Annotated in this window: 1 protein-coding gene; it reads left to right on the forward strand. The window is 55.9% G+C overall.

Features of this window, described 5'->3' with window-relative positions:
* On the forward strand, nt 1-463 hold a 463-nt coding region (locus tag FDP13_RS21500; protein ID WP_143840378.1), incomplete at both ends, for an IS4 family transposase.

Raw genomic sequence — 463 nt, forward strand, 5'->3', positions numbered from 1 at the left:
AGCTCCATTGCACAGGCCCGACAGCGGCTCAGTGACGACCCTCTCCGTGAACTCTTCACACTGACTGCCCACCACTGGACTCAGCAGGAAGATAAGGATGACCTCTGGCATGGCCTGCGCCTGTTTGCGGTCGATGGCACACTCTTCCGTACCCCGGATACGCCTGAGCTGGCAGAGCATTTTGAGTACATCAAACATCGTCCTGACAGACACACGGAATACCCGATGGTCAGGTTGTGTGCCCTGATGTCACTGCGCAGCCGGTTGATTCATGACGTTAAATTCGGCCCGGCAAACACGGGCGAAGTCAGTTACGCGAAGCAGTTGTTGCCGCAGGCGAAGAGTCTGACGCTGTTTGACCGCTGTTATTTATCCGCAGAGTTACTGATTAACTGGCAACGCAGAGAGCCGGAGGCGCACTGGCTGGTACCGCTGAAGGCAAACACGACATACCGAATACTGG

Origin of the sequence: Dickeya sp. ws52 (assembly GCF_007210685.1) — a bacterium.
In the GTDB taxonomy this organism is placed as follows: Bacteria; Pseudomonadota; Gammaproteobacteria; order Enterobacterales; family Enterobacteriaceae; genus Dickeya; species Dickeya chrysanthemi.